This is a genomic window from Roseibium hamelinense (assembly GCF_007830545.1).
GTDB classification, from domain to species: Bacteria; Pseudomonadota; Alphaproteobacteria; order Rhizobiales; family Stappiaceae; genus Roseibium; species Roseibium hamelinense.
The window spans coordinates 307,328-331,246 of the sequence record NZ_VLLF01000001.1 but is presented as its reverse complement, the minus strand read 5'-3'; the positions used below and the strand labels follow the sequence as shown (position 1 = coordinate 331,246).

Here is a 23,919-nt window from a genome sequence, read left to right as displayed (position 1 = left end):
GTTTTTTTGAATTCACGTGTAAATCGGATGGCAGCGCGCAAGTCAACCGCTGACCGGCCTGTTTACGCCTCTACACTTGATCCGATGATGCGGCGCAGCACCAGTTCAAACATCAGGAGCTCGTTCGTGAGCATTCAAATCCGTGGCCACCATCTCTTGTGCATGCTTACCTATGCCGGCAAGGGATACACGCCGCGTTTCACTGCCAACTATGATGAAACCGTGGCCCGCCTGAATGCCGGCGAAGTTATTGAGATTGTTACCGGCCCGGATACCATTTGCCAGCCCATGCTTGCCGCACCAGACTGCCACTGCTTCAACGAGAGCGTCACTTGGCGCGACGCAACGGCGCTGGCGGATGCAGCCATCGTGCTCGGTCGCCCCCTTGCGCCTGGAACGCGTTTGAAACTGACCCGAAATGACATTTCTGCCCTGCGCATCGCCTTTTCATCCGGTGCGATCCGCAATGCCTGCCACAAGTGCGAGTGGTTTGACTTGTGTTCTGACCTCGCAGCCGATGGGTATTCAAGCTGCAGGCTGGCACCACCATCTCCGAAAGGCTCCGCCGGATGACGAGTAGGGAAAGCGTTTTGGCCAGCCGGCCTCAATCCGCGAAGCGCAACGCCTGCCGTCAGCGGCGGCGGATGACGCGCTGGATTTCCTTCTTGACCATTTCTTCCACCATGGGTGGCAGGTTTTGGTCGAGCCATGCCTTCAGCATCGGGCGCAGCATCTCGCGGACGAGCTCTTCGATGGTTTGCGCCTGGCTGGAAATCAGCATATCGGAGAAGCTGTCCAGCGCAGCGTGCACGGCATGGCCGGTTTCGTCAGATGTAAGCGGCGCGTCCTTCTCCATCGGGGCGAAGTCCGTGTCCGGGATCGGCTTGGCATAACTCGGCGGCGGCGGTGCGGTCAGTTCCGGAGCAGGTTCCGGCTCCGGCTCGTCTTCCTTTTCCTCGACAAAGGCGATGTCCGCATCATCGCCCTCAAGGTCTTCGGCCATGCCGCCGACCATTTCGATCTCGTCATCATCCTCGCCGACTTCAAGATCCTCGGTCAGCTCAAGTATATCGTCGTCGCCGGCGTCGTCAGGCAGCTCGTCCTCGGCCGCGTCGGCCGCCATTGCAGCTGCCATGTCGTCGGCATCATCCCCGGTATCCGCAGCATCGTCATCACCGTCCATATCGAACAGCTTGTCCAGATCGTCCTGGGACATTTCTGTGCTGTCGCCCATATCGTCCGATGCCTCAGCTTTTTGTGTGTCGTTGCTTGGTTCAGCGGGTTTTTTGTCCGCGGCTGCACTTTCGCCGCTCTCGGGGGCTTCTTCATCCGAGATGATGCGGCGGATCGATGCGAGGATTTCCTCCATCGACGGCTCTTCGGCCCGACTCGCCTTTGCCATATATTCCCCCAGTCACTGTACCCGGCAACGCTGCGACTCACTCAGAACACCTGAACGATTCGTTAACGGCGAGTATAGGGGACGGTTCGAAAAACCGGAAAGCGGCGGAAACACGTCCGTCGCCCTTTTCCCCTTTTAATCAATGCACCACGGGGAAAGCGCCTCATAAAGGCGTGATGTTATGGCCTAAAAGCTGACATGGTTAATCAGGAACTGCGCGACACCGGCGAAGTCGGCGCCTTGTTCGCCCTGCCCAAAGCCACAATGGCTCACCGTCCGTCAGGTGTCCGCAGGCCAAACCACTTGTCCCGAACCGCTTCGTAATGCTCGGTCGGACGATATTGCGCAACCGCCAGATTAAGGGTGGTGGAGTCGAGCTTGCCGACCGCGGAGACCAACTGGTAACCGCCGACGATCCGGTTCCGCTGCGCCGTCACGAGGTTTGATTGCTGGTTGACCAGCTCACGCTGAGCGTCAAGAACGTCAAGGGTCGTACGCTGACCGACGCGCTGTTCTTCGATGACACCTTCAAGAGCAAGCTGTGAAGCTTCCACTGCAGCCCGCGCCGCGGTGATCGAGGCTTCCGCAGCCTGATAAACACCCCAGGCCGAAATCACATTCGCCCGCACCTGATCAAGCGTCACATCCAGCTGCAACTGGGTTTGGCCAAGCTCTTCTTTTGCCTGCCGAACCCGCGACGTCACACTGCCAGCCTGGTAGATCGGGATGCTGACTGTTCCGAAGATCTGCGCGTTGTTCTGGTCGCGGATGGTCGTTGACGGGTTTACGCTGCGCGACAGGCTGCCTTCGAGCGACACAGTCGGCAACAACTCGCCTTCAATTGCCTTTACACTGAAAATCGCCGCATCCACCTGATGCCGCGCCTGGCGGATCAATGGCTGATTTTCTTCTGAAAGGCGCAGGGCCTCTTCAAGCGATGGCGGAACAAGGCGGCTAATGGTGGTGTCGGCGGACAAGTTGCGCGCCTCAGTGCCGATCACCTGCTGGTAAATCGCGCGGCTGGTGTTCAAATTCGCCAGTGCCGTGTTGAGATTGGCCTGAGCTTCGGCGACGCGGGCTTCCGCTTGCGACACGTCTGTCCGGGCGCCTTCGCCCACTTCAAACCGGTCACGTGCTGCGCGCACCTGTTCGCGCAAGAATGTCAAGTCACTGCGCTGCAGCGATACAAGTGCCGTGTCGCGAATGACATCCACATAAGCTTGGGCGGCAGACAAAAGCGTGTCCTGCTCTGTCGACACCAGGGATTCCCGCTGCGCCCGGACCAGTGCTTCGGCCTGGCGGGTGGAATTGATGGTCCGGAACCCGCGGAACAGCGCCTGACTGATCGACAGCGAGATCGACGCATTGTTTCGGTAGCTGTCAAATCCGTTCGTTTCCGTTGCCACTCGCCCCGCTTGCGCAGCTGCCGAGATGGTCGGGCGCCAGCCTGCCAGCGCCTGCGGGACATTTTCATCGACGGCGCGCAATTCGGCGCGCGCTGCGTTCAATGTCGGATTGTTTGAATAGGCCAGCGCAAGAGCTTCGGAAATCGTTTCGGCCCGGGCCGCGTGTGATGGCGCGAACAGTGTAGCTGCCGTTAAAGCGGTGGCAGTCAACAAACCTGCCAAGCCCGATTTTTTCTTCAGACGCAAATACAATTTATGCTCCCTTGAGCGCACCCACCGCACGATAGCTGTTTTGAGTAAACTGAGCAGTGTTGAGGCGCAACCGACTCATGCAGAAGATTATGGAAAAAGACACCAGTGCGGCAGCTCGGCAACAGCACATCAGCAGACAAACGGACAACCAAATACCGGCTTGGCGGCCGGAAAGGTGCGGCAACCTCTGTGAAACCAGCGTTTGCAGCGGGGACCCCGCCACACGCCTTGAGGGCTCAATCAAAAAACGAATTCGGCTTCTTTTTTGAAACCGGGCAGCACACCGGCAGACGCATTGAAGCCGAACCGCGAGCTGACGACACCGTTCGAGTTGTAGTAAACGCGTGCCTGCCCGGCCCCGCCCTGACCTTCGATCACAACCAGCCGCCCGCCGTCTTTGAGTTGCTTCAGCAATGCGTCCGGCAGCACTTCGACCGCACCGTTGACGAAGATCACATCATATGGGCCTTCGCCCGGTAAGCCGTCGGTCAGCTTGCCTTCGACCACGACAGCATTTTCAATCCCGAGCTCCACCAGAACCTCACCGGCGGATTGTGCAAGGCCCGTATCCTCTTCCACCGCAACGATGGACGCGGCCAGCTTGGAAAGAACGGCCGCCGAATAGCCGGTGCCAGCCCCAACAACCAACACAACATCGTCCGCTGCAACGGCGGCCATCTGGATCAGCTTGCCCTGCACATGCGGCTTCATCAAAACACGGCCGGAGCCTTCCGGGCCGATGGGCAGGTCTTCGTCGATGTAGGCGACCACCCGTTTGGATGCCGGAACAAATTTCTCACGCGGAACAATTTCCATCGCATCGAGAATTCGATGATCCGTGACATCGTTGGTCCGAAGTTGCGTGTTCACCATTTTGATGCGGGACTGGGTGTAGTCCGTCATATCGGCCCTCTTCTGATCACCAGCCTGAACGTCTGCCGTTCCTTAGCGAGGCAAATCCTGCCTGACAAGCCATACCTGTGCCTTGCGCCCAGAAAGCGAAAACCTTGCGCCGGACGAAAGATGCGCATGGCAGCGCTAACGCTTCAAAACTACTACGGTCCGCCACAATTAGACAGGGGGTTGTTTTTTCAGCGGGGCCAACGCTCACCGGCTTCACACTCAGGACCCGGCTTCCGGCCAAGGCATCGAAGTGCTCCGTCACAAGAACCCGCACCTCCGGTTAAAGGCAGGAAACCATGCAAACACGCAAGATCTAATCAATTCATTTGAAAATTTTATTTCCATCAGAACGGGTTGCTTGCGAAATTCGCATCACCAAAACAAATTGAGAGAGAAAAATGTCCTCACCAAAAATCAACACCAATGCTCACATCACGAAAATGCCGAACGAAGTAATGCAGAACATTACTGACTTCTCATTGGAAACATCCACATCTAAACTTAGAACGACTTCAAAGTCGCTCCGCGGCCAAATTAAACACCTTCAGGTCTTTACTAAAAAACAGGCAGAAAAAAACGGTCACAATACGAACGCCTTGAAGAATGGGCTCACCAATACCAACGCCCTTCGGCTCATGAGCAACCGGATGGAAACCGATGCCAAAAACAGCAAGTGGACTTTTGGCAACGCCTTGAGCGCAATGAAACGGCTGACGACCAACAACAACGTAAGCAAGCAGGAGCGCGATCTTGAGATCGCTGCGATGCGCAACGTGAAGTCCAAGCTGGTCAATACACTCATCACATGCATGGAAAATCCCAACAAAAATATAAGAACCATTCAGAACATGGCGATGAACTACCACACCGCCCCGGAGGCGTTGGAAGTTCTCTACCATCTGAGCAACAAGCTAGGTGATGGCAAAGAACATACACATGCGCTGCTGGCCAACCATCCGGCGACCCCGGACAATGTGCTGCGGGACATCGTCAACGGCGCAAAGAAGAACAGCACAGTCATGAAGGGTTTGCAGAGCGACAACATGCATAAGGCCATTCAGACACGCATTGCATTCGATGAAGATATTAAGGCGGAAGCCAAGCTGGCCTTTATCGCAAACGGCAATGCCGATTCCAAACTGATTGGATACATGGCAGAAAACGCGTCCGATCCGAATGTGCAAAAAGCTGCACAGGAAAAACTGAAGAACTGACCGCGAAAGCGTGGCTTGAATAGAACACGCATGATGCGCGAGGCAGAGTTGGTTTTCCCTGCCTTGCGCCTTTTCAGCATGTTGACATGTCCCATCAGGCGCACGGACTATCAAAGGCAGGGATAGGGCCTTTTTTCACCGCTGTCCTTCGGTTCCAAGCCCCTCGTGCACCGGCACGCCGGCGCAGTGGTGAAAAAGAATTTCCAGACTTGACGAACAGCCGGCGAACAAATAAGTGTCTATCGCATCGGACAACACTGTCTTGCACCACTTCAGACGCTCCGAATAAATAAATAATAACAACAGGTTGGCCCTGTGGCGGAGTGGTGACGCAGCGGATTGCAAATCCGTGTACACCGGTTCGATTCCGGTCGGGGCCTCCAACTCTTCCATGAGATCTTGAAGCGACGCTGTCTTGTCTGCCGCATCAGCAGCCTCAATAGTCGAGCTATGGTGCACTGTTGGCTGCCCAAGATCCGGATCATGGCCTGTAAGCGCCGCTAATTCTCTTGATTGTTTTCGCTTCCGCCGGGGTGTTTGTTTCCCGATAGCGCTGCATGCGGGCGGGCGTGGAAAAAAGTTCGATCGCCGGTGAGCACCAGCGCAAATTCATCGATTTCCGCAATCACCCCATCGGCGGCCCGGGCCAGTCCCGACTTGGGCCGCATGACGCGGCGTGCCTCGATCAGGGTCCGCCGGGCCGCGCCGAGCTGGGTCAAAACCGCGTCCTTGTCGAAATCCAAAGGTGTGCGCGTCCGCCGCGTGGATGTCATGGCTCAGAATCCTGCACAGTTCCAAATGTTCTTATTTTGTTCTTATCATAAATTCACCGTGCCGTGGTCAACATTGCGCCGGTTGCAGGCAAACCAAAAAACACCTGCAACCGGCGCGTCAAACTGACAACAGCAGCGCCCGAAGGCGCTGCTGCGGACGGTGTTAGGCTGCGAAAATAAAGTCGCTTGCAGCAAGATTGCTGTAACCGGAGAACCAGCCTTTTTCCAAGGACAGGATGTCCTGGTCATACAGGATATCAAAGTTGCCAAACCAGCCCTTGTCGTCGAAGCTGAGTTCATCAAAGGCGGACACTCCGGCGTAGCTGAGATCGATCTTGTCCTCGCCGCGCTTGAAGTCGGTGATCGTGTCTTTGGTGCCGTCATTGACGAAAATAAAGATGTCGGCTCCCTTGCCGCCGGTCAGCACATCGGAACCGGTGCCATCGCAAATCCGGTCATTGCCCTTACCCGCCGTGATGTGATCATCGCCGCCAAATCCCTCAATCGTGTCGTTGCCACGGTTGCCACGCAGCCAATCGCCGCCTTCCGAGCCGAGAATAAAGGCTGCGTCCCCCAAATGGCCGGTATTGTCGAACGGGATGAACTCGTCCTCTACCCAGCGGTCGTCACGCTTGTCTTCCGACAGTCCCGAGACGATGACGAGGCTGTCCCGGCTCATCTCGTCATAGAATTTCGAAGACAGGACGACATTCACCGCCTTGGCGTAGTTTGCAGACGAATGCGCAGACCAGGCAAACGGATTGATGACATTGCCACCGTCCCAATAAAGCGGCGTGCCATAATAATCATTGTAAAAAATCAGGTTGCTGGTGTCGTAGCCATAGTCGGTGTCATTGCCGAGCACGTTGATGCGGCCGTCGGAAATCACCGAGGGAACCGGGTCGTTTTCGAAGTCCATGCTGAACAACTCGGCGCCGGACGACAATACGGAGCTGCCGTCCTCCGGCGTGTAGTGGGATGCAAAGCCGATGTAATTTGCATCGACGAAATAGCCATCGAGAATGTCATCGCTGCGCTCGGCCATGTTTGTCACCGCACCGCCGCCAAGCGAATGCCCGGTCACGATCAAATCGCTCGCCGTCAGTCCGTTCGCGGTCAGGAAATCCCGGATAGCGACCAGCAGATTGCCAAAGGCGTTTTCGACATACTGCGGCTCGGACTTCAGGAATTCCAGATAGTCGATGACATCGCCGATCGTGTCGATCACCTGGTCTTCTTCGGGACCTCCCGTGCCGCGGATGGCAAGCCCAACGCCCGTCACCTCTCCCGAAGCGTCATAGCGCGCGAACACTTCGGCCTGCGCGTCTTTGAATTGGTTGGTTTCGCCATTGTAAGTGCCGTTGCCATCTACAATGCCGTCATAGCCCAGAACATCCGGCGCAAGCACGGTCCATCCTCCCTCGGACCGTCCACGGCTCACATCTATAGAAATGTCACCGGCTTGTACTGAGCTGGCGTAGGTCTGGTTTGCGTAAGCCGACAGTGCAATTGCGTTGCTGACCAAGCTGGATGCATCGCCGTTCTTGTAAGTGAAAAGTGGCATCTATTCCTCCCATAGTTGCATTTTTATAAATACACACTTTTAAGAGGCGTCAAACTCTATTTTACGTAAAGGTCAGGATTTAACCCTTGTCATTATTGCGGGGTAGACAACGGTCTTTTTCCGGTTTCTCTGTCGGAATCGACGCATTCCGCGCCGGTGTTCCGGTCGTGGTTTTGCGTAAATTTCTCATAGAATAACAAGATGTTGGCAAAGGCCGCACCGGGAATCGGGCGGACAGGGGAGAGCACATACATGCTTCATGGCGGAGACCTTTCTGCGGCCTGCGAGACCTATGGCGGCACATCCGACGGCTGGCTTGACCTGTCAACCGGCATAAACCCGCACGCTTATGAGCCTAGAAGGGCCGTTCCGCCCCTAAATTGGACGCGATTGCCGGATCGGGCGTCCAACGACAAACTGCTGAGCGCTGCGCGCCGCGCCTACCAGGTTCCAGATCATCTGGGTCTGGCCGCGGCACCGGGCACACAAGCGCTGATCTCACTTCTTCCCGGGCTGATGCCGGAGGGCGAAGTTGCCATCGCCGTCCCGACTTATACCTCACACAAAAGCGCGTTTGTCCGCGCCGGGCACCGGACGACCGAACTGTCCAGTGTCTATGCGCTTCCGGCCAGCGCCCAAACGGCTGTGATCGTCAATCCGAACAATCCGGATGGCCGTCTGGTCGATGTCAAAAGCCTTTTGGAAATTGCACGTACGCTTGGTGATCGCGGCGGATACCTCATCCTCGACGAAGCGTTTGCCGATGTTATTCCGGGCGCAAGCATCCTGCCGCATGTCAAGGACGAGCCGGTCCTGGTCCTGCGCTCTTTCGGCAAGTTCTTCGGGCTTGCCGGATTGCGCTTGGGATTTCTTGCCGGACCCAAGGACGTTGTCGGACGAGCCGCCGCCATGCTCGACAGCTGGGCGGTCAGCGGCCCTGCCCTGCATATCGGCACTGAAGCGCTGAACGATCTCGATTGGCAACAAAAGATCCAGCGTCAGGTGTCCGATGAAATGGGTGACCTGACCCTCGCCCTGTCAGAGGCCGGACTGGGTGTTTTTGGCGGCACGCCACTTTATGCTCTGGCCGCGGCCCGCAATGCCGCCGGCCTGCATCACGCATTGGCACGCCGCCACATCTGGACACGGGTGTTCGACTATGCCCCGACCTGGATCCGGATCGGGCTGCCGGGCTCACACGCAAATCTCACCCGCCTGACGGCAGCGCTTGCCGAAGCGATGAAAGAGCTCTAACCAGCTCTCATGCTGCTCTATGACACCACCCTCTGGCTGCTCTTGGCTGCCCTTCTCGTCGATGCCGTTGTCGGCGATCCAGATTGGCTGTGGCGCCGCCTGCCGCACCCGGTCGCACTGATCGGCAAGGTGATTTCAACCTTTGACCACGGCTTCAACCGCTCGCATTCAACTGCACAAAAGCGCCGGTTTGCAGGAGTTTTGCTGCTTGTAATTCTTGTGTTTGGCGGGCTCCTTGTCGGCGCCGTTCTTCAGTTGATCGCAAGCCTTTTGCCCCATGGCGGCGTGCTCACCGTGATCATCGGCGCCGTATTTATTGCCCAAAACAGCCTTTTTGCGCATGTCGCCGCCGTACGCCGGGGCCTTCTGCAGGACGGCCTCGCCGGCGGCCGTCAGGCGGTTGCGATGATCGTCGGCCGTGACCCAAAACAGCTGGACGAAGCCGGCGTGTCGCGGGCGGCCATAGAATCTTGCGCTGAAAACTTTTCCGACGGGGTTGTCGCCCCGGTGTTCTGGTTTGCCCTTTTGGGTCTTCCCGGCCTGATCGCCTACAAGGCTGTCAACACTGCCGACAGCATGATCGGCCACAAAAACGAGAAATATGCCGAGTTCGGCTGGGCCAGTGCACGGTTTGATGACCTGATCAATCTGCCTGCATCCCGGCTGTCCGCAATATTCATCGCGCTTGCCGCACCATTCGCAGGCGGCTCGCCCTTCAAAAGCCTTTGGACGGTGGCCAGGGACGCTCGAAAACACCGCTCGCCAAATGCCGGCTGGCCGGAGGCAGCAACCGCAGGGGCACTTAATCTGGCGCTTGCCGGACCCCGGATTTACTCCGGCTACACGGTTGACGATCCCTACATGAACGAAAACGGCCGCCGCGACGCGACCGCGCGGGACATCTCACGCAGTCTCACATTGCTGTGCGGGGCTTGCGTCTTCCAGGCGCTTGCCGTTCTTTGGGCGGCCTATACTTTTCAGCCCTTGTAATTGATCAAGCCAGGGACCTTATTTGTGCTGCCTTTTTCCGCTGCTGCCGACCGCAACAAGGATGCGATCCTCACAACCCTGAAGCCAATCCTTGAAGGTCACCGGAAACTGCTGGAGATCGGCAGCGGCAACGGTCAGCATGCGGTCCATATGACAGCAGCAATCCCGGGTCTTGTCTGGCAATGCAGTGATCTGGACGAGAACATTGAAGGTATCGCCATCCGGCTGGAACTGGAGGGCGACGAACGCACTCCGCCTCCCCTCGCGCTTGATGTGTCGGTCAGCCAATGGCCGCTGCCCGCACGAGATGATGCCGACGCCTTCGATGTCATGTACACCGCGAACACCCTGCACATCATGTCGTTCAACCACGTGGAACATTTCTTTGCGCGGGCCACTGAAACCCTGCATGGCCAGGACGGTATATTATGCGTCTACGGGCCGCTGAAATACGGGGGCAAGTACACCACGCCCAGCAATGAGGCATTCGACGCGCAATTGAAGTCGTGGGACCCGGTCAGCGGCATCCGGGATTTCGAGGCGCTGGACACGCTGGCCCGGAAAGCCGGGCTGGTCTTCGATGCCGACCATGCAATGCCGGCCAACAACCAGCTCGTTATCTGGAAAAGGCCGGGCTGACCGCACACCCGCCGGACCTATCTGCGGATCGCACGGCGGGAGATTGCAAGGCGTTTTTGTTTTTGCCGCTCTCGCAGGAAAACCACCAGTCCGCCGCCCAGGATCAGCACGATGCCGGCCAGAACAACCGGTGCCGGCCACTCGCCGAACATGATCCATCCCCAGAAGACGGCAAATGGCATTCCGACATATTCAAACGGCGCAACTGTAGCCGCATCGGCCGTCCGGTAAGCTTGCGACAGGGAATAACCAACCACCGCGGCGCACAGGCCAAGAGCGATGAAATAGTAGATGTCCTGGCCCTGTGGCCAGATCCATTCGCGCAGCAAAAACTTCATGCTTGCATTGTCAAACCCGTCAGCAAACCGGCCATCTCCTGCCACGACGAAAAAACCGAGAGACACGAGTAGGAACGTTGTCTGAATATAGGCCGCCAGTGCGGACGCCTTTGTGGTGCCGCCCAGTTTGCGCGTCAGGACTTGCATGAGCGCATAGCACAGTGCGCCGATCACCGGCAGCAACAGCACCAGCCGTCCGCCTTCGACATCAAGCTCACTTTCCCACGGCCGCAGCATCAACACCACTCCGACAAATCCGACCGCCACCGCACCAAGCCGGAAGGGGCCGACCTTTTCGCCCAAAATCGGGATAGACAGCAGGGTGATGAGAAGCGGAGCCACGAAAAACAGCGCCGTCGCGTCGGCCAGAGGCACCACGGCAAGGGCAGTGAAAAAACTCATATTGGCCAACACGATCAAGAGCCCGCGCAACAGATGCAGGCCCGGTGTTTTCGTCTTCAGGATCGCAAAGCCGCCCTCCAGCTGCACCAAAACCAACGTGAAGACCAAACCGATCGCGGAACGTGTGAATATCATCTGGTGCAAGGGGTAGGCACCCGACAAATGCTTGATCAGCATGTCGTTTATTGAAATGGCAGCCATACCGACGAGAACGAAGCCTATGGCAACGGCAGGGCGCGAAAGGGGCGCTGAGGCAGCAAGCTGGGTCATGCTTCTCGCCTACACCCTTTGCATCCGCCCGCCTAGGCCGTAAATGCGCATCGGTGTCCTTCTATCGCGCATACGCGATTTTCAGAAGAAGGTCGATATCCAGCGCCGCCTCAAGATGACCTGCCAGATCATCGAGCACGGCATCAATCCGGTTCTGATAGGCCAAATCCGAGGCGGCACCAAAGCCGGCCAGAAATGCCCGTCGGAATGCATCATCGGTGAAAAGACCATGCAGGTATGTGCCAGACACCCGGCCATCTGACGAAACCGCTCCGTCCGGCCGGTGGGCGGAGATATCGTTCAAACGCATCATGGGGACGCCGCAATCCGGTCCGTCCGTCCGGCCGATATGGATCTCATAACCGGAGACAGATGCCCCTGTGGCAACATGAATGCCACTTGCCTCGACCAGTGACTTGTCCGGTGTCAGGACCGTGTCGACATTCAAAAAGCCCAGTCCGTCCACCTGTCCGGGCGCTCCCTCAATACCCTGCGGGTCGGATATTGTTTTGCCGAGCATCTGGTAGCCGCCGCACACGCCGAGGATATGCCCGCCGCGGCGGTGATGCGCGGCAAGGTCGATGTCCCAGCCCTGTTTCCGGAAAAATGCCAGATCTCCGACCGTCGATTTGGAGCCGGGCAGCAAGACCAGATCCGCGTCGCCCGGGAGCGGCGTGCCCGGACCGATCAGCTCAAGTGTGACATCGGGTTCCATCCGCAAGGGATCAAGATCATCGAAATTCGCGATCCGGGAGATCACCGGGACGACGATCTTCACGGCTCCCGTGCCCTGTCCTCTTGCAAGGTCCAGTGCATCTTCGGCAGGCAGTTTGCTGGCATCGGCAAACCAGGGCACGACACCAAGTCCGCTCCAGCCCGTGCGCTGCTCAATTTCCCGCATCCCATCGTCGAACAGGGACACATCGCCCCTAAACCGATTGATAAAAAACGCCTTTATCCGGTCCTGTTCGGCGGGTTCCAAGACGGCATGTGTGCCCACCACGGAAGCGATTACGCCGCCGCGGTCGATGTCGCCGCACAAGATCACGGGCAGATCGGCCGCTTCCGCGAACCCCATATTGGCGATATCTCCGGCGCGCAGATTAATTTCTGCCGGGCTGCCCGCACCTTCGACCAGAATGATATCGGCGTCGGATTCAAGCTTTGAAAAACTCTCCAGAACCTTCGGAAGCAGTTGAGCTTTTTGCTTTCCGTACTCGCGGGCCCGCATCGCTCCAAACCGCTTGCCCTGCACAATGATCTGCGCACCGGTGTCCGTTTCAGGTTTGAGCAGGACAGGATTCATGTGCACGGACAAAGGCACCCTGCACCCCAGGGCCTGCAGGGCCTGCGCACGGCCGATTTCGCCGCTATCGGCGGTCACGGCCGCATTGTTGGACATGTTTTGAGGTTTGAAGGGCCGAACACTCAAACCACGGTTCGCGAGAAGGCGGCACAGACCGGCAACAATCACGCTCTTGCCGACATTGGAGCCTGTACCTTGCACCATCAATGCAGGTTTTCTGACCAAATGCGTCATGCCTTGGAGTTGGATGCGACGGGTTCGGCACCATAAGGCCGGAACTCCTTGGGGACCGGCAGGTGCGCCAAATGCAACTCGAGCAGCAACCGGATGGTTGGCCGGACCGCGAAAAGGATCGAGCCGATCAAAAAGAACCAGGTCCCGGCGTAAATCAGACTGTCGTAGAAGAAGAACACGCTGCCAATCACAAATGTCAGGGCTGCGAGAAACTCAACGATTGTCCGGTAAAGCTCATACCGCCGGACAAGCTCCGCATGATCCTGCGAGGCTACTCTGAGTGTTCCGTCAAACAGCTTGGGCATGCGAAATCCTCTTCCTAAACCTGCGGAAAGTCATGTTTTTGCGGATAACGGCTTCGCCGTAAACGGTATATCCAAGCGACCTGTAGAACCGCTCCGCTGTCCGGGAGCTTGTCAAGTAGACATGCCCGGCACCGCAGCTGGCTCTGAGATAGCCTTCCAATTCCGCCATCAGGGCACGGCTCACCCCGCGAAAACGGGCCTCCGGCAGCACATAGTTCAGCAGCACTTCTCCTGCCTGGCTGGCCATCGCGACACCCAAAACAGTCCCCTGTGAAGTTTCGGCGGTCAAAAAGGCACCCTCTTTTGCGATCCAAGCCTTTACGTTTTCAGGTGTCTTGTTTTGCACCCATGGCAAATAGCTTTCGGCGTCGCCGCGATGATCACGCGTACACAATTCAATGATCGAACGGCGCAATAGCAAGGCGATTTCAGAAGCCTGCTGCTGGCGCGCCAGTTTGATTTCAAAGGGTTCCAACATTGCAGGCCTGAGATACAGAGGGCAGCGTTTCCGGTCACGTCACCAGGTTGCGGCTAAAATTCAACCCCTTCCTGCGGCTTTACGCCGGACCGGAACGGATGTTTGACCTGCGTCATGTCGGTGACCAGATCCGCGACCTCGATCAGCTCGTCCTTGGCGTTGCGCCCGGTGATGACGACGTGAACGTCCTCGGGTTTTTCATTTTTCAAAAAGTCGACCACTTCCTCGATCGGCAGGTAATCATAGCGCAAGACGATGTTCAGCTCGTCGCACAGGACCATCCGGCACTCGCCCGAGGTGATCATTTCCTTGGCAGCGTCCCAGGCCTGACGCGCTGCGTCAATGTCGCGCTGCCGGTCCTGCGTTTCCCATGTAAAGCCCTCACCCATGCGCTTGATGGTGACGAGATCGTCAAACCTTTGCAGCGCCAAGCGCTCGCCAGTGTCGATCCGTCCCTTGACAAACTGTACAACGCCGACCTTGTGGCCATGCCCGAGCGAGCGGAAGATGATGCCAAAGCCCGCGGTCGACTTGCCCTTCCCCTTCCCGGTGTTGACGATGATCAGGCCCTTTTCGATGGTTTTGGTGGCCATGATCTTGTCGCGTGCGGCCTTCTTCTTGCGCATTTTCTCCGCATGACGCTCGTTCAGCTCGTCTTCGCTCAGGCTGTCCGTTTTTTTGTCATTCATTTGCGTGTTTCCTCGGTCAAGACTGTCTTGAAGTCGGCCAGTTGCGCGTGGGTCGAGTTGCGTCTCGGGGTCCACAAGTCCCGCCGGATGGCCTCGTTGAATCGCGCCAGTATCTCACCGTAGGCTGCAGGATTGGCGTCTAACAGGAAATCCCGCACCTCGGCGTTTTCGATATAAGCTTCAAACAACTGATCGAAGTGATGGTCACCAACCGCCCGCGTCGTTGCAGCAAAGGCAAACAGATAGTCCAGCGTTGCGGCAATCTCGAACGCGCCTTTATAACCGTGGCGCATCACGCCTTTGATCCACTTCGGATTGGCGGCACGCCCGCGCACCACACGGCCGATTTCTTCTGAAAGACTGCGCACAACCGGGCGCTCGGGACGCGAATGGTCGTTGTGATAGACTTTCGGCGCCGCACCCTTCAGCGCTTCGACGCTGGCTGCCAGCCCCCCTTCGAACTGATAGTAATCGTCACTGTCGAGAAGATCGTGTTCCCGGTTGTCCTGATTGTGCAGCACCGCATCGACACCGGACAGGCGGGTTTTCAGATCACTCTTCGCCGCCTTTCCAGCCGCCCCTCCACCATAGGCGTAGCCTCCCCATTCGACAAAGGCATCTGCGAAATCGCTGCGCTCGCTCCAGATGCCTTCATCAATCAGCGCCTGCAGACCGGCACCGTAGGCGCCTGGCTTGGAACCGAACACCCGGAACCCGGCCCGAAAGGCTGACTCATCGGCATCAAGCCCTTCCGCTTCGAAGCTCATCCGGTCTTTCAGCACCCGGGCCGCAATCGGGTTGGCCTCCGCCCGCTCATCGAGCTTGGCGACCGCCCGCACAGCACTGTCGAACAGATCAATCTGATGGGGGAACGCATCGCGGAAGAACCCGGAAACCCGCAGAGTGACGTCAATCCGCGGGCGTTGCAGCTCCGAAAGGCTCATCACCTCAAATCCGGTTACGCGGCCAGATCCCGCCTCCCAGACCGGACGTACACCAATCATGGCCAGCGCCTGCGCAATATCATCGCCGCCGGTGCGCATGTTCGCCGTGCCCCAACAGGTGAGCACAAGTGCGGAGGGCCACTCGCCCTCCTCCTGAAAATAGCGCTCCGCGACCAGCGCAGCCGATTGCTGGCCGAGCCTCCACGCGGTTTCAGTGGGCACGGCGCGCACATCCACTGAGTAAAAGTTCCGCCCGGTCGGCAAGACGTCAGGTCGTCCGCGCGACGGCGCCCCGGACGGCCCCGGCGGCACAAAAGCTCCGGAAAGGGCATTCAGCACGGCCCGGATTTCAGCATCCCCGGAGCCGGTGACACTTGGCTCGATCCGTGTCCGGATCTCGTGCAGCACCGCGTGTGTCGCTTCAAAATCGTCCGGAAGCGTTTCTTGGTCCAGGAGCTGCTGTGCAAACAGTTCCAAGCGCTCCACCGTGTCGCCGCAGGACCGCCATGGAGCCTCCGATATCTCATGCAATGCCGGAGGACGCGGCCCGGCCCAGGCAGCGGCAAAATCGCAAGTCAGCGGGTCGAAGCAGTCAAGTCCAAAATCCCGCGCAAGGGCCCGCAAAAGGCTTTCATCCTCTGCTTGCTTGCCCCGTGGCACCCGCGTCAAGGCGATCACCAGGTCGCGCAACAGGCCGCCGGACGGGCTTTCACCCAAAATGTGCAGCCCGTCACGGATTTGCAGCTCTTTCAAATCGCACAGATGCGCATCGAGCCGGGCAAGGCGCGTCTCCTCGTCCATGTCATCCGTGATGCCAATGTCCCTGTCGAGACCATGGCGCGCGGCAACATCCAGGATATCGCGGGTCAAGGCTTTCAGGCGCCGGGGATCGACCCCGCTGGCGAGGTAATATTCATCGAGCAGCGTCTCAAGCTCTTCCGCCACCCCATGGCTTTCAGCTCTTGTCAAAGGAGGCGTCAAATGATCCACAATCACGGCGGAGGTCCGGCGCTTCGCCTGAGCGCCCTCACCCGGATCGTTGACGATAAACGGGTAGATGTTGGGCACCGGCCCAAGCACCGCTTCCGGAAAACAGCCTTGGGAGAGCGCCAGTGCCTTGCCCGGCAGCCACTCCAGATTGCCGTGCTTGCCCATATGCACAACCGCGTGGGCCCCAAATTCCTGCCGGAGCCAGATATAAAACGCAAAATAATGATGCGGCGGAACCAGATCCGGATCGTGATAGGTCTCTTTCGGATCGATGTTGTAGCCGCGGGCGGGCTGTATTCCGATGACCTGATTGCCGAACCGGTGCAGCGCCAAACGGAAATGACCGTCCACCACATGCGGATCGTCTTCCGGCATGCCCCACCGGTCTTGGACAGCTGCGCGCACCCGCACCGGCAGCCTATTGAAAGCAGTGTGGTAAGTCTCAAGCGCAAGCGATTCAAACGACTCGCGGTTTTCTCTCCCGCTCAGCGCATTGGTGACCCCCGCGCCCAACAGTTCCATAAGCGCGCGGGACGAGGCTGGAGCATGTCCGGTGCCGTAGCCCGCCTCTGCCATCGATGCCAACACCTTGACCGCCGACGCCGGAGTGTCGAGACCAACACCATTGGCCAACCTCCCGTCCTTGTTCGGATAATTTGCCAGGATCAGCGCAATTCTTTTGTCCCGCGCAGCTGTTCGTCCGAGCCGCGCCCAGTTTGCCGCCAGCTGTGCGACAAAGGCAATTCGGTCGCGCTCCGGCACAAAGCGCACCGGGGTTGACTGGGTCGCCGCGTCAAAGGTGCCTTCTTCCTTGAAGGACACGGCCCGTGTCAGCAACCGTCCGTCGATTTCAGGCAGCACCACATGCATGGCGAGATCGCGGATGGAAAGACCCTGATCGCTCTCTTCCCAGCCCTCCCTGGAGGAGGAGGAAAACACGACTTGCAGCACGGGCTTTCCAGGGGCATCCAGCGGGGTCGTCTGGTGCTCAGCACCGACCTTTGAAACGGCAAAAGCAGTTGCGTTGATCACGACGTCAGGATCGGCGCCCTCAAATAAACCCGCAAGAATCTCTGAAGACTCCGACTCTTTCAGGCTGGAGACAAAGACCGGCAGCGCATTGACCCCGGCATCGTCCAGTGCACGGACCAGCGCATCGACAGGCGGCGTCTGCGCGCCCTGAACCAGAGCGCGGTAAAAGGTGATGGCCGCCACCGGACGGGCCGGATCTGTCCAGGACGCTCTCAGGGTCTCAAGATCGGGAGCCACGGCGCCGGGCATGTAAATTCCGGCACGCGGCAGCGGCACCGGATGCGCAGGGTCTTCTGTCTTACCGAGCAGGAATCCGGCGAACTCCAGAAAATTGCGACAGTTCTGAGCCCCACCCTCAACAAGATACCGCCAGAGCCGGTGCACCTCGGCTTCGGGCAGATTGGACCGGCTTGCCAGTTCCTTGTCCCATTTGTCATCTCCCGGAATGACGGCCAGCTTGACACCGGATGCCCGCGCTTCTTCCTCCAGCCGCTCCAACCCGTAGTGCCAGTATTCAGCGCCGCCCAATAGCCTGATGATCACCAGTTTCGAGCCGGCGATCGTCTGTTCTGCATACAGATCAACGGAATACGGGTGCTGCAGCGCCATGATCGAAGCAAGGCGCAGACTTACCGATGCCGGTTCAATGCTGCCTTGCGCGCTTGCGAGACTGCCCAGTTCCGTGTCGGCGGCCGACAGAAAAACGATGTCGGCCGGCGCCTGCCCCAGGTCGACGGCGTCGCCCCCGTCATCAATCCGGCGGGCCTGGCTGGCGAGAATATGCATCGGCTGCGGGTCCTTTTGTTATGATTTTTGGATCCGGCCCTGCAAAAACACAGGGCGAGCGGTGCCGAGGGTTATTCTGCCGCCTCGCCGATCAGTCCGAGCTGGCTGGACACCGCGTCCAGGTCAAGTCCCTTCAGGCCAATGACCACCAGCCGGCCCGCACGTTCTGCGCCCGCGGCAAACCAGGTCTCGACCCGTGGCCCCACCGCCTGAACCATGGCCGGCGCGGCCTTGCCCGAAATCGCGACGGCGCCCTTGATCCGCAACACGCCTTTTTGCCCCATGGCCTCAAGCACCCGTGCCTCCGCATCCTTGAGGCTGGAAAACGCCGGAACTGTCATGACATGGCTTTCGAAGTCGTCATGGTGGTGGTGATCATGGTGGTGATGCTCGTCATCATCCTCTTCATGATGGTCGTCGTGTTCGTCATGATGGTGATGATGGTGCTCGTGGCGCGCGGCCATATCATCTTCGGCTGCGGCTCCCCGGCCCAGAAGGACCGCAATTGGCAGGCTGCCCTTTTCCGATGAGACGATATGAACGTTGGCCCGCAGGTCTTTGGCGATCCGGGCCTGCACTTCGGCCAACGCATCTGCGGACACAAGGTCCGCCTTGTTGAGCACCACCAGATCGGCGCATTTCAGCTGGTCGTGAAACAGTTCCTCCACGGGGCTTTCGTGATCCAGCGCTTCGTCTGCGGCCCGCTGCGCTTCAAGCGCGGCCTCATCCAGCGCGACACGGCCTTCGGCAAGCGCGGCAGCGTCCAGCACGGTCACCACACCGTCAACCGTGACTTTCGGTTTTACGCTCGGCCATGAAAACGCCCGAACCAGGGGTTGCGGCAGGGCAAGCCCCGATGTTTCGATGACGATATGCTCCGGCGGCGCTTCCCGCGCCAGCAGCATCTCCATAGTCGGCAGGAAGTCATCGGCGACAGTGCAGCAGATGCAACCATTTGTCAGCTCCACCACTTCCTCAGCGGCGCATCCCGGATCGACGCAGCCGTTGACGAGCGATCCGTCAAATCCCATGTCGCCGAACTCATTGACGATCAGGGCAATCCGCTTGCCGTCTGCATTTTGCAGCAAGTTCCGGATCAGGGTTGTTTTGCCCGCACCAAGAAATCCGGTGATGATAGTCGCTGGGATTTTTTGTCCTGTTTTCATAATGTTATTTCCGGTTCTTGACGTGGCTTGAGAAGCATAGGCTGACCCGCGGCAACAAAGACGACCTTGCCGCAAGCCTCGCCGATATCCTGGTTGAGACGGCCTTGCGCATCCCGGAACGACCGGGACAGGCGGTTTTCCGGCACAATGCCCAGCCCCACCTCATTCGACACAAAAACGCAAGGTCCCCTGAGATCCTTTACAAGCTCGCACAGGCGGAGCGTTTCGGCCGCGATATCCTTTTCATAAAAGATCAGATTGTTGAGCCACAGCGTCAGGCAATCGACCAAAACGGCTTTTTCCGGCCCCGTTTCGCGGAAAATCACGGATGCAATATCGAGGGGCTCTTCGATTGTGGCCCACCAGCGGCCGCGTTCCCGGCGGTGCTTGGCGATGCGCGCCGTCATCTCGTCGTCAAATGGCGTGCTGGTGGCGATGTAGGTGCGCGGCAAGCCGGAACTGACAATCAGGTGTTCAGCAAACCGGCTTTTTCCGGAACGGGCGCCGCCAATCACCAATGTGCCGGGGTTCTTCAACATGGCATCCCGCCGGGATTGCCCGGTTGGGCGAATGGCGGCGGATTGCCGGAACAGAATGCGCTCATATCCTCACCTAGTGCCGTCCACCCGACAGCTTTGGCAGTTTCAAATCCATCACGGCCGGTCTCCTGGCTCGCGGGTTATTGCGGACACGCTCCTTCCCGGGAAGATCCCAGTGGACGCGCGTGCCAGCTCGCCGCTCACAGTTGCGGGGGCAGCTTCGGCATAGGGGCGCAATACACTTTGCCCCGCACCGAATTCCCGTTTGATCCCAAGCCTGCAGCGGTCTTGGAAACCGTGATGTCACAAGTCCTATCGGGTCTTCTTCAAGGGCACAAGCGGCGATCGCAACCAAGCGGGCGGCCGAAGCCGTGGGAAGAACTCGACAAATTTTGCATTCATACCTGCAAAAGCTGCCCAAACCCGCTCAAAACACAAAGCCGTCTACAGCCTAGATTACTGAAACTTCGACGGTTTTCCACATGCCGATGGGTCATGAACGAAGCTGAACAAAAAAACACAATTTGGGACTTGGCAAACCGGCAAAGCGTTTGATATACGCATCCTCACCAACGGGGCGGACGACTTGCCCACCCCGCGATGTGCTGATCCCTGATAGCTCAGTTGGTAGAGCAAGCGACTGTTAATCGCTGGGTCGCAGGTTCGAGTCCTGCTCAGGGAGCCATCTTTTTATACCTTAAAAGTTCTTGCATGCGATTACGGTGCAACCTGTGTGACCCGTTTGGCCGCCACAGGCTCGGCGGCCCTCGCGGCAATGCCAGAGCAAAACTGGCGCATCATCCTCTACTCCAATTCCTGAACATTTCGCACCGGCCGAGGTGGCAGATGCGATATGCATTTGTCATGGAACTATCGCAGTTCAGGCTTAGACGAACACGAAATCATCGCTGCCGATCGAGGCAAGACTGGTTCCCTGAATAACGATCTGACTTCCCGCGTATTCGACAAGCACATCGCTACCCGTTTCGCTGAGGCTGAGGTCCGCAAACCCAGTCGCCCCAAAGCCATTTGAGCCGGACAGGATCTGAATAATATCGAGTGTGTCCTCGAAATCGGCGATGACGTCGATATCGCCCGCGTTGGAGAAGTCGAACCGGTCGCTTCCCGCCCCGCCGAGCAGCAGGTCGTTGCCCAGCCCGCCATTCAAAATGTCGTTGCCGCCGGAACCGTCGAGGACATTTGCAAGTGCATTGCCTTGCAGAATATCAAACCCGGAACCGCCGGTGGCGTTTTCGATTTCGACGCCGTTGGCAATAGTGAATCCGCCCCGAATGCCGTTTGCATAGGACAGGACACCGCCGCCGGTGCTGCTATAGTCGAGGGTGGCCGCAACCAGCGAAATATTTGCACTGCCGGTTCCGTTATAGGCGATCGTGTCGGTTCCGCCGGTGTCCCAAATGGCGGAATAGAAAGTGCCCGCACCATTGCTGTCAGGAAGCACATAGACGTCGTTGCCTGTGTTGGCGGCCTTCGCCCCATATTTTTCCTGAAGCAGTGCGATATCGAACGCCATCGGACCAGCGGTCGCCCCGAATGTGTCGGGCCAGACCGGGTACAGCTCGGCATGCCCGACATTGTAGCTCATCATTGTGTAGATGCCCTGGTTTAGGTTGAAATCTCCCAAATCACCCCGTGGGCTGGACACACCTTCCATTACGTTCGAGCCGCCACCCCGGTCATGCGGATGCGACATGCCAAGGCCGTGACCGACCTCGTGCTGGAATACGAAATACTCCAGGGAACCCTTGCCAAGATTACTGAGGTCCATGTTGTTTGTGTTGAACACAGCGACACCGGGATTGCCGGTGTTCGGCGGGTTCATGTAGGCATACGCCCCCCCGGCAAGAGTACTCGTGACAAACTTGAATTCCGCAGAGCTGGCGTTGTTCGTCACGGAAAATGTCAGGTTGGTGCTCTCGGACAAGTCGTTCAGAGACGCCATGGCGCCATCGATCTGAGCCTGCGTCCAGCCTTGCGAAGTCTGGCCGTCGAACCGCTCGCCGGCACGGGCAAAGTAAACCTCGATATTTGTGGTGGCGACACGGGACCCGCCCCAGTCCAGCGCATCCAGAGGGGATGAACCCGGAGGCGGTGTTGGACCGGACGCCTCCTGCAGGGCGATGGTGTAATCACCCGTCTGCAATGAACGGTAGGCAGATGCGTTGATGTAGTAGGTCCCGCCGGTGTTCACCGTGAATTCAAGCCTGGAATTTAAACCGCTGCCGCCATCATCATTGAAGGCAACCAGGTCTCCCGAATTGTTGTGAAGACGCAAAACCGTGTCCGCAACGCCGTTTGATCCGCTCCCGAACAGATCCAGCGTGTAACTTGTCCCAGCGGTTAACTCCACACGGACCCAGTCCGAATCGCCAAAGCTGAGACTGCCTTCGAAAGTATCTCCCGCACTCATGGAGTAGATGGTCCCGGTGCTGGCAGCAGCATCGGTCGTTTCCGAGTAGGCGATCGCCTGATCAGACAACGGCAATTGGACTGCCGGAAAATCGAGAACACCAACGCCATTTCCCGAAGCGCCTGTCAGATCGCCTCCGGACTTGTCCGGCGACGCATTCGGCTCGTAAGAGACCGAAAGCTGATTGCTCAAACATAACTTGCACATATTTAACCTCTGGATTTTTATAGGTTGCGCGCTCATGTTGTAACAACCATTGCTTGTATTCAAGCGGCTCGCATGCAAAATTTTCCGTAACGTATATTTCGCTCAGGATTGGCCACAACAGTCGCCTCCGAAACGGTTCAAAAAAATGTTCTATGCCGGGCAAAGCGGTACAAAACGGAGCACTGACAGAGCCGTGAGACGGCCGTCAATCCAGCGGCCTTTTCCCCCGTACTGGCACCGATGGTTGTCAAAGGCCGCCGACCGCTCAGCAGTTAGCAGCCCAGAGTTGCGCCGTCCGGATATACGCATGTCAGTTTTTCAAAGAGGCGCCATCCAATTTCTTCCGTTACGGCATTTGTCACTTGCGAGCCTTGGCGATAGGCGCCAGAGTGCGTCGGCGCGCAACGTCTTTTCTTTGGCTGGATGCCCGGAGCCGCTCATCCTTGGCGCAGGAGCCCCTTATGACAGAATCCAAGAGCCTCCGGCCAAGCTGGCACCTCAGGCTTTGCTTGTTTTCAAGCATTCTTTGTTTTGTTCTTGGTGTTCTAGTCCCTGCCCAAGCGGCGGAAATCGCAGTTGTGGAGGACGTTTTGGCAGACTTTCGCGCCTTCATGAACGAAGGCGGGGATACCGCTGAGCAAGACACGGAAACATTCACCGTCTTTGAGCGTCCGTCTGCGCGGCGCGATGTGGTTGAAGTGGGCCTCGTCATCAAGGCCCTGCGCCGGGGCGGCTACGACGAAGCGATAAACCTTGTACCGATGCCATCCTATGCGCGGATGATCCAACAAGTTGAACAAGGTCAGGTCACGCTGACCGGAAGTTCAACGTGGAAAAACGACTTCGAAGCCAAGGAGGCTGTTGCCGCCAGTTTTCCGCTTATTCCGAATGGCAAATTTCTGGTTGGCCTATACACCCGCCCGAACCATCCGGATGTTTTTCCCAATATGACAGCCGACGAAATAAAGACCCTTCATTTCGTCTCCAGCAAATCCTGGCGGCCCGACTGGAGCGCCCTTACGGCGCTTGCCCCGAAACATCTGTCAAACATCCGGCCGTGGGAGTCGATGGTCCGCATGGTGAGCTCGGGGCGTGCCGACGTGTTGCTCGCCCCCTTCCAATCGGGACAAGGCATGGAACTCAGGGCGTTCGGTCAGACGCTTGTGCCTCTGATGGGTGTGAGACTGTCCTTGAATGGCGAAAGGGTCATCGCGATCTCTCTGGCAAATCCTGCGGGTGCGAAAGCACACAAAGCGCTCGACCGCGGGCTCATGCTGCTGGCCGAAGATGGCACCATCGAGCGCGCCTACAATGCGGCAGGGGTGTACCCGGAGCGGACACGGACGTGGCATGTCATCAATCTGCCGGACAATACATGACGCTTCTTGAGAAAAGCACGAAGGGC

General features: G+C 58.1%; 20 protein-coding genes, 2 tRNA genes and 1 riboswitch. Of the genes, 8 read left to right on the top strand and 14 right to left on the bottom strand.

Translation table 11 applies throughout. From position 1 onward, the window contains the following. Positions 1 to 126: 126 nt before the first annotated feature. The gene (locus JM93_RS01610) at positions 127 to 573 is read left to right on the top strand and encodes a DUF1284 domain-containing protein (protein ID WP_145340320.1); all 447 of its coding nucleotides are present in this window, start codon (positions 127 to 129) and stop codon (positions 571 to 573) included. 58 nt (positions 574 to 631) lie between these two features. On the opposite strand, the gene JM93_RS01605 is transcribed toward JM93_RS01610, so the two are convergent. The 3 genes from JM93_RS01605 to JM93_RS01595 form a co-directional block, all read right to left on the bottom strand. Beyond that, the gene (locus JM93_RS01605) at positions 632 to 1,402 is read right to left on the bottom strand and encodes a PopZ family protein (RefSeq protein ID WP_145340319.1); all 771 of its coding nucleotides are present in this window, start codon (positions 1,400 to 1,402) and stop codon (positions 632 to 634) included. 269 nt (positions 1,403 to 1,671) lie between these two features. Continuing rightward, on the bottom strand, positions 1,672 to 3,060 hold the full coding sequence (locus tag JM93_RS01600; RefSeq protein WP_341873614.1) for a TolC family outer membrane protein: 1,389 nt from the start codon (positions 3,058 to 3,060) through the stop codon (positions 1,672 to 1,674). 240 nt (positions 3,061 to 3,300) lie between these two features. Continuing rightward, the gene (locus JM93_RS01595) at positions 3,301 to 3,963 is read right to left on the bottom strand and encodes a protein-L-isoaspartate O-methyltransferase family protein (RefSeq protein ID WP_145340318.1); all 663 of its coding nucleotides are present in this window, start codon (positions 3,961 to 3,963) and stop codon (positions 3,301 to 3,303) included. 398 nt (positions 3,964 to 4,361) lie between these two features. Between JM93_RS01595 and JM93_RS01590 the strand changes: the two genes are divergently transcribed. Continuing rightward, positions 4,362 to 5,177 (top strand): hypothetical protein, encoded by an 816-nt coding sequence (locus JM93_RS01590; protein ID WP_145340317.1) that lies wholly within the window; start codon positions 4,362 to 4,364, stop codon positions 5,175 to 5,177. Between the two features lie 309 nt (positions 5,178 to 5,486). Then, positions 5,487 to 5,560: transfer RNA gene (locus JM93_RS01585), tRNA-Cys, on the top strand. 117 nt (positions 5,561 to 5,677) lie between these two features. Here the strand turns inward: JM93_RS01585 and JM93_RS01580 are convergent. After that, positions 5,678 to 5,950: a hypothetical protein gene (locus tag JM93_RS01580; protein ID WP_145340316.1), complete on the bottom strand. Its 273-nt coding sequence runs from the start codon at positions 5,948 to 5,950 to the stop codon at positions 5,678 to 5,680. Positions 5,951 to 6,113: 163 nt separating this feature from the next. Next, entirely contained in the window at positions 6,114 to 7,514 is a 1,401-nt protein-coding gene (locus JM93_RS01575) for a M10 family metallopeptidase C-terminal domain-containing protein (protein WP_145340315.1), read from the bottom strand. Positions 7,515 to 7,766: 252 nt separating this feature from the next. On the opposite strand from JM93_RS01575, the gene cobD reads away from it, so the two are divergent. From cobD to JM93_RS01560, 3 genes are read left to right on the top strand one after another with little or no spacing between them, the layout of a single operon-like run. Next, the gene (gene cobD, locus JM93_RS01570) at positions 7,767 to 8,768 is read left to right on the top strand and encodes a threonine-phosphate decarboxylase CobD (protein ID WP_145340314.1); all 1,002 of its coding nucleotides are present in this window, start codon (positions 7,767 to 7,769) and stop codon (positions 8,766 to 8,768) included. A gap of 9 nt (positions 8,769 to 8,777) precedes the next feature. Further along, complete coding sequence (cbiB, locus tag JM93_RS01565; protein ID WP_145340313.1) at positions 8,778 to 9,758, top strand: adenosylcobinamide-phosphate synthase CbiB; 981 nt, start codon at positions 8,778 to 8,780, stop codon at positions 9,756 to 9,758. A gap of 24 nt (positions 9,759 to 9,782) precedes the next feature. Then, positions 9,783 to 10,397, top strand: a complete 615-nt coding sequence (locus tag JM93_RS01560) for a DUF938 domain-containing protein (RefSeq protein WP_145340312.1) — start codon at positions 9,783 to 9,785, stop codon at positions 10,395 to 10,397. A gap of 17 nt (positions 10,398 to 10,414) precedes the next feature. On the opposite strand, the gene JM93_RS01555 is transcribed toward JM93_RS01560, so the two are convergent. From JM93_RS01555 to cobU, 8 genes are all read right to left on the bottom strand, one after another. Next, on the bottom strand, positions 10,415 to 11,407 hold the full coding sequence (locus JM93_RS01555) for a DMT family transporter (protein WP_145340311.1): 993 nt from the start codon (positions 11,405 to 11,407) through the stop codon (positions 10,415 to 10,417). Between the two features lie 61 nt (positions 11,408 to 11,468). After that, the gene (locus JM93_RS01550; protein WP_196220763.1) at positions 11,469 to 12,917 is read right to left on the bottom strand and encodes a cobyric acid synthase; all 1,449 of its coding nucleotides are present in this window, start codon (positions 12,915 to 12,917) and stop codon (positions 11,469 to 11,471) included. Between the two features lie 26 nt (positions 12,918 to 12,943). After that, positions 12,944 to 13,252 (bottom strand): YrhK family protein, encoded by a 309-nt coding sequence (locus tag JM93_RS01545; protein WP_145340309.1) that lies wholly within the window; start codon positions 13,250 to 13,252, stop codon positions 12,944 to 12,946. Beyond that, on the bottom strand, positions 13,236 to 13,730 hold the full coding sequence (locus tag JM93_RS01540) for a GNAT family N-acetyltransferase (RefSeq protein WP_145340308.1): 495 nt from the start codon (positions 13,728 to 13,730) through the stop codon (positions 13,236 to 13,238). The genes JM93_RS01545 and JM93_RS01540 overlap by 17 nt, the downstream gene beginning before the upstream one ends. Before the next feature lie 53 nt (positions 13,731 to 13,783). After that, entirely contained in the window at positions 13,784 to 14,419 is a 636-nt protein-coding gene (gene cobO, locus JM93_RS01535; protein ID WP_145340307.1) for a cob(I)yrinic acid a,c-diamide adenosyltransferase, read from the bottom strand. Beyond that, positions 14,416 to 18,171: a cobaltochelatase subunit CobN gene (gene cobN / locus JM93_RS01530; protein WP_145340306.1), complete on the bottom strand. Its 3,756-nt coding sequence runs from the start codon at positions 18,169 to 18,171 to the stop codon at positions 14,416 to 14,418. Before cobN ends, cobO begins: the two co-directional genes overlap by 4 nt. 71 nt (positions 18,172 to 18,242) lie before the next feature. Next, positions 18,243 to 19,337 carry a cobalamin biosynthesis protein CobW gene (gene cobW / locus JM93_RS01525; protein WP_145340305.1) on the bottom strand — a complete coding sequence of 365 codons (1,095 nt, stop codon included), beginning with the start codon at positions 19,335 to 19,337 and terminating at the stop codon, positions 18,243 to 18,245. Continuing rightward, positions 19,334 to 19,876: a bifunctional adenosylcobinamide kinase/adenosylcobinamide-phosphate guanylyltransferase gene (gene cobU, locus JM93_RS01520; protein ID WP_145340304.1), complete on the bottom strand. Its 543-nt coding sequence runs from the start codon at positions 19,874 to 19,876 to the stop codon at positions 19,334 to 19,336. The genes cobW and cobU overlap by 4 nt, the downstream gene beginning before the upstream one ends. A gap of 101 nt (positions 19,877 to 19,977) precedes the next feature. Then, positions 19,978 to 20,191: riboswitch (cobalamin riboswitch) on the bottom strand. Between the two features lie 294 nt (positions 20,192 to 20,485). Here cobU and JM93_RS01515 point away from each other — a divergent pair. Beyond that, a tRNA-Asn gene (locus JM93_RS01515) sits at positions 20,486 to 20,561 on the top strand. 201 nt (positions 20,562 to 20,762) lie between these two features. Here the strand turns inward: JM93_RS01515 and JM93_RS01510 are convergent. Continuing rightward, complete coding sequence (locus JM93_RS01510) at positions 20,763 to 22,514, bottom strand: M10 family metallopeptidase C-terminal domain-containing protein (protein WP_196220764.1); 1,752 nt, start codon at positions 22,512 to 22,514, stop codon at positions 20,763 to 20,765. Between the two features lie 461 nt (positions 22,515 to 22,975). Here JM93_RS01510 and JM93_RS01505 point away from each other — a divergent pair, with 461 nt between their 5' ends. Beyond that, a complete protein-coding gene (locus JM93_RS01505; protein ID WP_145340302.1) occupies positions 22,976 to 23,893 on the top strand; it encodes a hypothetical protein in 918 nt (305 codons plus the stop codon). Positions 23,894 to 23,919 lie beyond the last annotated feature (26 nt).

What these genes read in the sequence shown, in the direction of transcription:
- JM93_RS01605 (WP_145340319.1), bottom strand. Translation starts at nt 1,402, where the DNA reads ATGGCAAAGGCGAGTCGGGCCGAAGAGCCGTCGATGGAGGAAATCCTC.
- JM93_RS01595 (WP_145340318.1), bottom strand. Translation starts at nt 3,963, where the DNA reads ATGACGGACTACACCCAGTCCCGCATCAAAATGGTGAACACGCAACTT.
- JM93_RS01590 (WP_145340317.1), top strand. Translation starts at nt 4,362, where the DNA reads ATGTCCTCACCAAAAATCAACACCAATGCTCACATCACGAAAATGCCG.
- JM93_RS01580 (WP_145340316.1), bottom strand. Translation starts at nt 5,950, where the DNA reads ATGACATCCACGCGGCGGACGCGCACACCTTTGGATTTCGACAAGGAC.
- JM93_RS01575 (WP_145340315.1), bottom strand. Translation starts at nt 7,514, where the DNA reads ATGCCACTTTTCACTTACAAGAACGGCGATGCATCCAGCTTGGTCAGC.
- cobD (WP_145340314.1), top strand. Translation starts at nt 7,767, where the DNA reads ATGCTTCATGGCGGAGACCTTTCTGCGGCCTGCGAGACCTATGGCGGC.
- cbiB (WP_145340313.1), top strand. Translation starts at nt 8,778, where the DNA reads ATGCTGCTCTATGACACCACCCTCTGGCTGCTCTTGGCTGCCCTTCTC.
- JM93_RS01555 (WP_145340311.1), bottom strand. Translation starts at nt 11,407, where the DNA reads ATGACCCAGCTTGCTGCCTCAGCGCCCCTTTCGCGCCCTGCCGTTGCC.
- JM93_RS01550 (WP_196220763.1), bottom strand. Translation starts at nt 12,917, where the DNA reads ATGGTGCAAGGTACAGGCTCCAATGTCGGCAAGAGCGTGATTGTTGCC.
- JM93_RS01545 (WP_145340309.1), bottom strand. Translation starts at nt 13,252, where the DNA reads ATGCCCAAGCTGTTTGACGGAACACTCAGAGTAGCCTCGCAGGATCAT.
- JM93_RS01540 (WP_145340308.1), bottom strand. Translation starts at nt 13,730, where the DNA reads ATGTTGGAACCCTTTGAAATCAAACTGGCGCGCCAGCAGCAGGCTTCT.
- cobO (WP_145340307.1), bottom strand. Translation starts at nt 14,419, where the DNA reads ATGAATGACAAAAAAACGGACAGCCTGAGCGAAGACGAGCTGAACGAG.
- cobN (WP_145340306.1), bottom strand. Translation starts at nt 18,171, where the DNA reads ATGCATATTCTCGCCAGCCAGGCCCGCCGGATTGATGACGGGGGCGAC.
- cobW (WP_145340305.1), bottom strand. Translation starts at nt 19,337, where the DNA reads ATGAAAACAGGACAAAAAATCCCAGCGACTATCATCACCGGATTTCTT.
- cobU (WP_145340304.1), bottom strand. Translation starts at nt 19,876, where the DNA reads ATGTTGAAGAACCCCGGCACATTGGTGATTGGCGGCGCCCGTTCCGGA.
- JM93_RS01510 (WP_196220764.1), bottom strand. Translation starts at nt 22,514, where the DNA reads ATGTGCAAGTTATGTTTGAGCAATCAGCTTTCGGTCTCTTACGAGCCG.
- JM93_RS01505 (WP_145340302.1), top strand. Translation starts at nt 22,976, where the DNA reads ATGACAGAATCCAAGAGCCTCCGGCCAAGCTGGCACCTCAGGCTTTGC.